This is a genomic window from Pseudescherichia vulneris (assembly GCF_902164725.1).
Classification (GTDB): Bacteria; Pseudomonadota; Gammaproteobacteria; order Enterobacterales; family Enterobacteriaceae; genus Pseudescherichia; species Pseudescherichia vulneris.
Genome location: NZ_LR607338.1, coordinates 493401 through 502593, shown reverse-complemented (window position 1 = coordinate 502593; position 9193 = coordinate 493401). Strand labels below are relative to the sequence as shown.

10 protein-coding genes are annotated in these 9193 nt (G+C 54.6%); 7 read left to right on the top strand and 3 right to left on the bottom strand.

The features are described from left to right. Positions 1–169: 169 nt before the first annotated feature. The 7 genes from sufA (at position 170) to ldtE (ending at position 6822) form a co-directional block, all read left to right on the top strand. On the top strand, positions 170–538 hold the full coding sequence (sufA, locus tag FN633_RS01985; protein ID WP_042394773.1) for a Fe-S cluster assembly scaffold SufA: 369 nt from the start codon (positions 170–172) through the stop codon (positions 536–538). An 8-nt stretch (positions 539–546) separates the two neighbouring features. Next, positions 547–2046, top strand: coding sequence for a Fe-S cluster assembly protein SufB (gene sufB, locus FN633_RS01980; RefSeq protein WP_154056556.1), 1500 nt, complete (start codon positions 547–549; stop codon positions 2044–2046). Between the two features lie 17 nt (positions 2047–2063). Continuing rightward, complete coding sequence (gene sufC, locus FN633_RS01975) at positions 2064–2810, top strand: Fe-S cluster assembly ATPase SufC (protein WP_042394768.1); 747 nt, start codon at positions 2064–2066, stop codon at positions 2808–2810. Beyond that, positions 2785–4056, top strand: coding sequence for a Fe-S cluster assembly protein SufD (gene sufD / locus FN633_RS01970; protein ID WP_154056555.1), 1272 nt, complete (start codon positions 2785–2787; stop codon positions 4054–4056). The genes sufC and sufD overlap by 26 nt, the downstream gene beginning before the upstream one ends. Then, complete coding sequence (gene sufS / locus FN633_RS01965) at positions 4053–5273, top strand: cysteine desulfurase SufS (protein WP_154056554.1); 1221 nt, start codon at positions 4053–4055, stop codon at positions 5271–5273. The genes sufD and sufS overlap by 4 nt, the downstream gene beginning before the upstream one ends. A gap of 13 nt (positions 5274–5286) precedes the next feature. Further along, a complete protein-coding gene (sufE, locus tag FN633_RS01960) occupies positions 5287–5703 on the top strand; it encodes a cysteine desulfuration protein SufE (protein ID WP_042394762.1) in 417 nt (138 codons plus the stop codon). Positions 5704–5802: 99 nt separating this feature from the next. Further along, positions 5803–6822 (top strand): L,D-transpeptidase LdtE, encoded by a 1020-nt coding sequence (ldtE, locus tag FN633_RS01955; RefSeq protein WP_154056553.1) that lies wholly within the window; start codon positions 5803–5805, stop codon positions 6820–6822. A 68-nt stretch (positions 6823–6890) separates the two neighbouring features. Here the strand turns inward: ldtE and FN633_RS01950 are convergent, their stop codons facing one another. The 3 genes from FN633_RS01950 to ynhH form a co-directional block, all read right to left on the bottom strand. Continuing rightward, a complete protein-coding gene (locus tag FN633_RS01950; RefSeq protein WP_007374746.1) occupies positions 6891–7127 on the bottom strand; it encodes a major outer membrane lipoprotein in 237 nt (78 codons plus the stop codon). 308 nt (positions 7128–7435) lie between these two features. Next, the gene (gene pykF / locus FN633_RS01945; RefSeq protein ID WP_042394757.1) at positions 7436–8848 is read right to left on the bottom strand and encodes a pyruvate kinase PykF; all 1413 of its coding nucleotides are present in this window, start codon (positions 8846–8848) and stop codon (positions 7436–7438) included. A gap of 7 nt (positions 8849–8855) precedes the next feature. Beyond that, positions 8856–9050, bottom strand: coding sequence for a protein YnhH (ynhH, locus tag FN633_RS18585; protein ID WP_425049183.1), 195 nt, complete (start codon positions 9048–9050; stop codon positions 8856–8858). Between the last annotated feature and the right edge of the window lie 143 nt (positions 9051–9193).

Genomic DNA, 9193 nt, shown 5'->3' with positions numbered 1-9193 from the left:
ACTTCAAATAATCCTTTTCTGTTAACCCTGGCAGCAGGGTCTATGCTTAATAGATGTATATAAAAAGAGCGCTTAACGCGAATAACCCTGCGGATTAGAGGTTGAAGTGATAATCATTATCACTAACATAGCGTTATGTCCTGCTGACGTAATCATGTGAGGTATACCTATGGAATTGCATTCAGGGACTTTCGATCCAAACAACCCGGGCTGGCAGGGTTTGATCCTGACCCCGGCAGCGGCGGAGCACATTCGCGCTCTGACCAGTAAACAGCCGGAGCTGCGCGGCGTTCGTCTCGGCATTAAACAGACGGGCTGTGCAGGCTTTGGCTATGTACTGGATACCGTGACCGAACCTGCAGAAGACGATCTGCTCTTTGAGCGCGACGGCGCGCATCTGTATGTTCCTCTACAGGCCATGCCGTTCATCGATGGAACGACCGTCGACTATGTGCGGGAAGGATTAAACCAGATATTTAAATTTTATAATCCGAAAGCTCAGCACGAGTGCGGCTGTGGTGAAAGCTTTGGGGTATAGGCGGTACTATGTCTCGTAATGTTGAGTCTCATAAAACTGAAGCAATGGACGATGTCCAAACCTGGTCAGGCCCCCTTAACTATAAAGAGGGCTTTTTTACCCGGTTACAGACCGACGAGATGGCCCACGGCATCAATGAAGATGTGGTGCGGGCTATCTCGGCCAAACGAAATGAACCTGAATGGATGCTTGAGTTCCGCCTGAGCGCATTTCGGGCATGGCTGACCATGGAGGAGCCACACTGGCTCAAGGCTCACTATGACAAGCTCAACTACCAGGATTACAGTTACTACTCCGCGCCTTCCTGCGGCAACTGCGACGATACCTGCGCCTCAGAGCCCGGTGCGGTGCAGCAGACCGGCGCGAATGCCTTCCTGACCAACGAGGTAGAGGAGGCGTTTAATCAGCTGGGCGTGCCGGTGCGTGAAGGGCGCGAGGTGGCGGTGGACGCCATCTTTGACTCTGTCTCGGTGGCGACGACCTATCGGGAGAAACTCTCGGAGCAGGGGATCATCTTCTGCTCGTTTGGCGAGGCTATCCACGATCACCCCGAGCTGGTGAAGAAATACCTTGGTACCGTCGTACCGAGCAACGATAACTTCTTTGCCGCTCTGAACGCCGCCGTCGCCTCCGATGGCACCTTTATCTATGTGCCGAAAGGCGTGCACTGCCCAATGGAGCTCTCTACCTATTTCCGTATCAACGCAGAGAAAACGGGCCAGTTCGAGCGCACCATTCTGGTCGCCGATGAAGGGAGCTACGTCAGCTATATCGAGGGCTGCTCGGCACCGGTACGCGATAGCTATCAGCTTCATGCCGCGGTAGTCGAGGTGATCATCCATAAAGACGCGGAGGTAAAATACTCCACCGTACAGAACTGGTTCCCGGGGGATAACAACACCGGCGGCATCCTGAACTTCGTGACCAAGCGTGCGCTGTGCGAAGGCGAAAACAGCAAGATGTCATGGACGCAGTCAGAGACCGGCTCGGCGATCACCTGGAAATACCCAAGCGTTATCCTGCGCGGCGATAACTCCATCGGCGAGTTCTACTCTGTGGCGCTCACCAGCGGCCACCAGCAGGCCGATACCGGCACCAAGATGATCCACATCGGCAAGAACACCAAATCGACCATCATCTCGAAAGGGATCTCGGCGGGGCAAAGCCAGAACAGCTATCGCGGGCTGGTGAAAATCATGCCGACGGCGACCAACGCGCGTAACTTTACCCAGTGTGACTCGATGCTGATTGGACCTGACTGTGGGGCGCACACCTTCCCCTATGTCGAGTGCCGCAACAATAGCGCCCAGCTTGAGCATGAGGCGACTACCTCACGCATTGGTGAGGATCAGCTTTTCTACTGTCTGCAGCGCGGCATTAGCGAAGAGGATGCAATATCCATGATTGTTAACGGCTTCTGTAAAGATGTCTTCTCCGAGCTGCCGCTGGAGTTTGCCGTAGAAGCACAAAAACTGCTGGCAATTAGTCTTGAACACAGCGTCGGTTAAGGAATAAGGGAATCCCTATGTTAAGCATTAAAGATTTACAGGTATCCGTTGAAGATAAAGAGATCCTGCGTGGTCTGAGCCTTGAGGTTCGCCCCGGCGAGGTGCATGCCATTATGGGACCCAACGGCTCCGGTAAAAGTACGCTGTCGGCAACCCTGGCCGGGCGGGAGGACTATGAAGTCACCGGCGGCAGCGTTGAGTTTAAAGGTCAAGACCTGCTGGAACTGGATCCCGAGGAGCGTGCAGGCGAGGGCGTCTTTATGGCGTTCCAGTACCCGGTGGAGATCCCCGGCGTCAGCAATCAGTTCTTCCTGCAAACCGCGCTTAACGCCGTGCGTAAGCACCGTGGTCAGGAGGAGCTGGACCGCTTCGACTTCCAGGATCTGATGGAAGAGAAGATCAAGCTGCTGAAGATGCCGGAAGATCTGCTCACGCGCTCGGTCAACGTCGGGTTCTCCGGTGGTGAAAAGAAGCGTAATGATATTTTGCAGATGGCGGTGCTTGAGCCTGAGCTGTGCATTCTCGATGAAACAGACTCCGGTCTGGACATTGATGCGCTGAAGATCGTTGCTGACGGTGTGAACTCCCTGCGCGATGATAAGCGTGCCTTTATCATCGTCACGCACTACCAGCGCATCCTTGACTACATCAAGCCAGATTACGTGCATGTCCTTTATCAGGGCCGCATTGTGAAATCAGGTGATTTTACGCTGGTCAAACAGCTGGAGGAGCAGGGCTATGGCTGGCTTACAGAACAGCAGTAACGCGCTGCAGCAGTGGCATCATCTGTTTGAAGCCCAGGGTGGGAACCGCTCTGAGCAGGCCCAGCAGCACCTGCAGCAGATGCTGCGCTTGGGCTTGCCGACGCGCAAACAGGAAGACTGGAAATATACGTCTCTCGACGGACTGCTGAAGCGCCAGTTTGTCGCTAAAAGCAGCCGCATTAGCGCTGAACAGCGCGATGTCCTGGCACTGCCGGTGGATGCGCTGCGGCTAGTATTTATCGACGGGCACTTTGATGCCTACCTGAGCGACAGCCTCGACGGCAGTGGATATAGCGTGTCGATCAACGACGAGCGCAGCGCATTGCCCGCGCCGGTACAGCCAGAGATGTTTCTGCATCTGACCGAAAGCCTTTCGACAAGCGTGACGCATATTCATGTAACGCGTAATCAACGGCCTGCTAAACCGTTGCTCTTGATGCACATTACCCAAGGGCTGGACGGGGACGAGATGAACACCGTCCACTATCGGCACCATATCGAGCTGGCAGAGAGCGCTGAGGCAACGCTCTATGAGCACTACGTCAGCCTCAACGATAGGGGACACTTTACGGGCTCACGCCTGACGATGAACGTCGGGGCTAACGCGCAGCTGCACCATGTGAAGCTGGCCTTTGAGAACGCGGGCAGCTACCACTTTGCCCATAACGATCTCTTTATGGCCGCCGATGCCGCTGCCTGGAGCCACAGCTTCCTGCTTGGCGGGGCCGTGCTGCGACACCATACCAGCACCCAGCTTAACGGTGAAAATACCACGCTGCGCATCAATAGCCTGGCGATGCCGGTGAACAACGAGGTATGCGATACCCGTACCTGGCTTGAGCACAATAAAGGCTTCTGTAACAGCCGCCAGCTGCATAAAACCATCGTTAGCGACAAAGGCCGCGCGGTGTTTAACGGCATGATCAACGTGGCTCAGCATGCTATCAAAACTGACGGGCAGATGACCAATAACAATCTGCTGCTGGGCCGGCTCGCGGAGGTCGATACCAAGCCGCAGCTGGAGATCTATGCCGACGACGTGAAGTGTAGCCACGGTGCGACCGTTGGCCGTATTGATGATGAACAGATGTTTTACCTGCGCTCGCGCGGCATCGATCGGCAGGCCGCCCAGCAGATGATTATCTATGCCTTTGCCGCTGAACTGACGGAAGCCATCAGTGACGAGGCGCTTAAGCAGCAGGTGTTGAGCCGAATTGGTCAGCGCCTTGCAGGGGGCAACGCATGAGTTATTCCGTGAGCGACGTACGGGCAGATTTCCCCGTCCTGTCGCGTGAAGTGAACGGCGTGCCGCTGGCCTATCTGGACAGCGCTGCCAGCGCGCAGAAACCCAATCAGGTTATCGACGCCGAAGCCGAGTTCTATCGTCACGGCTACGCGGCGGTGCATCGGGGGATCCATACTCTGAGCGCCGAGGCAACGCAGCGGATGGAGAACGTGCGCGCTCAGGCGGCCAGTTTTCTTAATGCCCGGTCAACGGAGGAGCTCGTCTTTGTCCGCGGTACCACCGAGGCGATTAACCTCGTAGCCCACAGCTGGGGCAGCAGCCAGATCCGCGCCGGGGACAACATCATTATTACGATGATGGAGCACCATGCCAATATCGTGCCGTGGCAGATGCTGTGCGAGCGTACCGGCGCTGAGCTGCGGGTGATCCCGCTTAACCCCGACGGGACGCTGCAGCTGGACGTCTGGCGCGAGCTGCTTGACGATCGCACCCGCCTGCTGGCCATTACCCAAGTATCTAACGTGCTGGGCACGGAAAACCCCATCGCCGAGATGACCGCGCTTGCCCACCAGCATGGCGCTAAGGTGCTGGTGGATGGTGCGCAGGCGGTGATCCACCATACCGTTGACGTGCAGGCGCTGGACTGCGACTTCTATGCTTTTTCCGCGCACAAGCTCTACGGGCCAACCGGCATCGGCATTCTGTATGTTAAAGAGGATATTCTTCAGGCCATGCCGCCGTGGGAAGGGGGCGGGTCAATGATCGCTACCGTCAGCCTGACCGACGGCACGACCTATGCCCGCGCGCCGTGGCGCTTTGAGGCCGGTACCCCGAATACCGGCGGGATCATCGCGCTCGGTGCGGCCATAGAGTACGTCAGCACGCTGGGCCTCGATAATATCCAGGCTTACGAGCAATCGTTAATGACGTATGCGCTGGCTGAGATGGCCACCGTGCCGGATATCACGCTGTATGGTCCCGCGCAGCGTCAGGGCGTCATTGCGTTCAATTTAGGTAAGCATCACGCCTATGACGTCGGGAGCTTCCTCGATAATTATGGCGTGGCGGTGCGTACCGGTCATCACTGTGCGATGCCGCTGATGGCGTTTTATAACGTTCCAGCCATGTGCCGTGCATCGCTGGCTATTTACAACACGCAGGAAGAGGTGGATCGTCTGGTAGCCGGGCTGAAACGTATTCATCAGCTGCTGGGCTAACAAAGGAGCGGTTATGGCTGAATTACCCGATAAAGAGCGGCTGCTGCGTAACTTTACGCGCTGCGCTAACTGGGAAGAGAAATATCTTTATATCATCGAGCTAGGGCAGCGTCTGCCGGCCTTAAGCGAGCAGGCGCACAGCGCAGAGAACACGATTCAGGGCTGCCAGAGCCAGGTATGGATCGTGATGCAGCAAAACGAGAGCGGCATTATTGAGCTACAGGGCGATAGCGACGCGGCCATTGTAAAAGGGCTGATTGCCGTCGTCTTTATTCTTTATCAGCAGATGACGGCGCAGGATATTGTCGCTTTTGATGTCCGCCCGTGGTTTGAAAAAATGGCCCTTGCCCAGCATTTGACCCCCTCGCGCTCCCAGGGTCTGGAAGCGATGATCCGCGCAATTCGTAACAAAGCCGCCAACATTAGCTAAACTGTTTTTATAGCTTTCATCCTGTTACGCGAGGTGACTTTTCTCCTCGCGTAATTTTCAGCTTTCTGGCGCTGGGCCAGTGAATACGGGAAACTGTGTATGAAACGCGCGTCTCTAATAACAGTGAGCATTATCAGCGCATTTAGCGCTATTCAAGCCGCCCAGGCAGCAGACTATTTACTGCCGCCGCCGGGTAGCCGTCTTATTGGTCAGAACCAGACCTACACCGTGCAGCCTCAGGATCGTAACCTTCAGGCGATCGGTCGTCACTTCGACACGCCTGCGATGTTGCTTATTGAGGCCAACAATACTATCGCGCCCGTGCCGAAGCCTGGCACGGTGATGACGATCCCTACGCAGATGCTGCTGCCCGATACGCCTCGGGAGGGGATAGTGGTCAACCTGGCCGAGCTGCGGCTCTATTTCTATCCGCCGGGAGAGAACAGCGTCCAGGTCTATCCTATTGGCATCGGCCAGCAGGGGCTTGAAACACCCGTCACGCTGACTCGAATAAGCCAGAAGATACCCAACCCGACCTGGACGCCGCCTGCGGGCATACGGGCGCGCTCGCTTGCCAAAGGCATCACGCTTCCTGCCGTGGTTCCTGCCGGGCCAAATAACCCGCTGGGGCGCTTTGCGCTGCGTTTGGCGGAGGGGAGGGGCGAGTATTTGATCCATGGTACCAGCGCGCCTGATAGCGTGGGGTTACGCGTCAGCTCCGGCTGTATTCGTATGGCCGCGCCTGATATAAAGGCGCTCTTCTCCCAGGCCTCTACCGGCATGCCGGTGCGTATCATCAATGAGCCCGTGAAGTACTCTGTTGAGCCTGACGGCAAGCAGTATATTGAGGTGCATCGCCCGCTCTCGCAGCAGCCGGAGGAGAATACGCAAACTGTGCCTATCACTCTGACGGCGACCTTTAGCGACGCGATTCGTCAGGCGGGAGGCGATCAATCAACAATTGATAAAGCCATGCTGCGGCGTGCAGGGTATCCGGTGAACGTGCCGGTAGCAAAGGGCGCATCTGGCCCAGCGGCGGTACTGTCAGCCCATAATAGCCAGACGTCGACTGTAACTAGCGCAGAGAGCGAAGGGACGGGAGTAACGATGACCCAGTAGTCAGAGAGCTACTGAATGACAGGCAAAAAAAATGGCGCACAGTGTGCGCCATTTTATTACAGGAACTCTTACTTACGGTAAGAGTGAGCCTGGTTGTCCAGACGCTGGTTAGCGCGAGCTGCGTCGTCTTTAGCAGCCTGAACGTCAGAACGGATTGCGTTCACGTCGTTGCTCAGCTGGTCAACTTTAGCGTTCAGAGTCTGAACGTCAGAAGACAGCTGGTCGATTTTAGCGTTGCTGGAGCAACCTGCCAGCAGAGTAGAACCCAGGATTACCGCGCCCAGTACCAGTTTAGTACGATTCATTATTAATACCCTCTAGATTGAGTTAATCTCCATGTAGCGTTACAAGTATTACACAAACTTTTTTATGTTGAGAATATTTTTTTGCTGGGAATACACCTAAATTTGATCGTTCGCTCAAAGATGCATCGAATTTAGTGAAAATGGTAAAAAAGCTGTGTGAAAACAGACCATTTTCATCGGATATATCTTATGAAATACGAGGTTAAATAGTCTAATCCGATTTGCATTCCTAATGAGAGGGGCTTCTGAGGGAATAAAAAAAGCGCCCGGAGGGCGCTTTTAGTGCAAATTAATAGAGCTGTTAATAATTACAGTACATGCACGGATGCTGTATTAGTTGTACCACTCGGAACCAGCGCACCGGAAACCATTACAACCACGTCGCCTTTCTGTGCCAGGCCGCTCGCCAGGGCGATCTCTTTACCCTGCAGGTAAAAATCATCCGTAGAGGCAATCTCGTTCACCAGCTGCGCGACAACGCCTTTGCTCAGCACCAGCTGACGGGCAGTCAGTTCGTTGGTGGTCAGGGCCAGAATGGTCGCGTCCGGGAAGTATTTACGTACCGCACGGGCAGATTTACCACCCTGGGTTGCAACCACGATCAGCGGTGCTTCCAGTTTTTCAGCGGTTTCTACCGCACCACGGCAAACGGCTTCGGTGATGCGCAGCTTGCGGCTGTCGTTGTTGAAGTCCAGACGGCTGGTCATCACACGGTCAGTACGCTCACAGATGGTCGCCATGATGGTCACCGCTTCCAGCGGGTATTTACCTTTAGCAGATTCACCGGAGAGCATCACAGCATCGGTACCGTCGAGGATGGCGTTGGCGACGTCGCCGGCTTCAGCGCGAGTCGGACGCGGGTTTTTGATCATAGAATCCAGCATCTGGGTAGCGGTGATCACCACTTTACGTGCGCGGATACATTTTTCGATCATCATCTTCTGGGCGAAGATCACTTCTTCAACCGGGATCTCAACGCCCAGGTCGCCACGGGCTACCATGATGCCGTCTGAGGCCTCGAGGATTTCGTCGAAGTTGTTCAGGCCTTCCTGGTTTTCAATCTTGGAGATGATCTGAATGTTTTCGCCACCGTGCGCCTTCAGGTGCTCACGGATTTCAACTACGTCGGAACGTTTACGGATAAAGGACGCAGCAACGAAGTCAACGCCTTGCTCGCAACCGAAGATCAGATCCTGTTTGTCTTTTTCAGCCAGGGCAGGCAGGGCGATAGAGACGCCCGGCAGGTTAACGCCTTTATTTTCGCCGAGGTCGCCGTTGTTCAGCACTTTACAAACAACCTTGTTACCTTCGATAGCAGTAACTTCCATACCGATCAGACCATCGTCAACCAGTACGGTGTTGCCCACGGCGAGGTCAGCGGTGAAACCTTCATAGGTCACAGCAACGATGTCGTTGTTACCGACAACGGATTTATCGGTGGTGAAGGTAAAGGTCTGGCCTGCTTTCAGGGAGACGTCGTTACCGCCTTCCAGCTTAATGGTGCGAATTTCTGGCCCTTTGGTATCCAACAAAATCGCGGCTTTTTTGCCGGTTTTGCTCATCACGTTGCGCAGGTTCTGGATGCGCTGACCGTGTTCTGCATAGTCACCGTGAGAGAAGTTGAGACGCATGACGTTCATACCGGCGTCCAGCATCTTGGTTAACATCTCTTCGGATTCGGTTTTCGGGCCGATGGTGCAAACAATTTTGGTCTTTTTCATGACAGTCTTAGTCTTTAAGTTGTGAAGGATAGGAGAATCGTGCTCCGGGGGCGCACCACCGCGGAGTCAAACCTGTGTTGCGAAAGCTGCGATGCCACAGCGTAAGGATAGGTGACATCAAAAGAGCGTGCAGAGTAATGTGTGCTTGAGTTCCAGCCCAAAACGGGAGTATGCGATGTGATAGTTGAATTTTACAGTTCAATGAGCTGAAACCATTCAATAGCGACCAGGCACCTATTATACGCTGAAAAGAGTGAAAAAGGAAAATGAAAACAGCGTTTCAAAAATCTTCTGTGTCGTTGCCCGATGAAGTGTGATCAAGGTGTTAAGTCTTTACAAACTGAT

What these genes read in the sequence shown, in the direction of transcription:
- sufA (WP_042394773.1), top strand. Translation starts at nt 170, where the DNA reads ATGGAATTGCATTCAGGGACTTTCGATCCAAACAACCCGGGCTGGCAG.
- sufB (WP_154056556.1), top strand. Translation starts at nt 547, where the DNA reads ATGTCTCGTAATGTTGAGTCTCATAAAACTGAAGCAATGGACGATGTC.
- sufC (WP_042394768.1), top strand. Translation starts at nt 2,064, where the DNA reads ATGTTAAGCATTAAAGATTTACAGGTATCCGTTGAAGATAAAGAGATC.
- sufD (WP_154056555.1), top strand. Translation starts at nt 2,785, where the DNA reads ATGGCTGGCTTACAGAACAGCAGTAACGCGCTGCAGCAGTGGCATCAT.
- sufS (WP_154056554.1), top strand. Translation starts at nt 4,053, where the DNA reads ATGAGTTATTCCGTGAGCGACGTACGGGCAGATTTCCCCGTCCTGTCG.
- sufE (WP_042394762.1), top strand. Translation starts at nt 5,287, where the DNA reads ATGGCTGAATTACCCGATAAAGAGCGGCTGCTGCGTAACTTTACGCGC.
- ldtE (WP_154056553.1), top strand. Translation starts at nt 5,803, where the DNA reads ATGAAACGCGCGTCTCTAATAACAGTGAGCATTATCAGCGCATTTAGC.
- FN633_RS01950 (WP_007374746.1), bottom strand. Translation starts at nt 7,127, where the DNA reads ATGAATCGTACTAAACTGGTACTGGGCGCGGTAATCCTGGGTTCTACT.
- pykF (WP_042394757.1), bottom strand. Translation starts at nt 8,848, where the DNA reads ATGAAAAAGACCAAAATTGTTTGCACCATCGGCCCGAAAACCGAATCC.